The 244-nt window shown below is 70.5% G+C and carries 1 protein-coding gene; it reads right to left on the reverse strand.

Translation table 11 applies throughout. The features are described from left to right. The coding region (locus CVH10_RS23440) for a hypothetical protein (protein WP_219925068.1) at positions 1–244 on the reverse strand (244 nt) is incomplete at both ends.

Here is a 244-nt window from a genome sequence, read left to right on the forward strand (position 1 = left end):
TTTCCATCACCTCCGTGATGGCGATGCTGCGGGACGGATCACCCGCCACCGAGATGCGCCCCTCTTTGAACACCGCGCGCGCGAAATCGACGTTGGCCAGCGGCGAATCGTCGAGGCCGCGGGCCAGGGTGAAGACCTGGGCGGCGATGTCGTGGCAGGCCCGCATCACCGCCGTGCCGGAGGAGGCCGCCGTCCACGAGCCGCCCGCGATCGGCGCGTCGGCGAGCTTCGAGTCGCCGAGCTT

It is taken from the genome of Halomonas sp. ND22Bw (assembly GCF_003011945.1).
In the GTDB taxonomy this organism is placed as follows: Bacteria; Pseudomonadota; Gammaproteobacteria; order Pseudomonadales; family Halomonadaceae; genus Halomonas; species Halomonas halophila.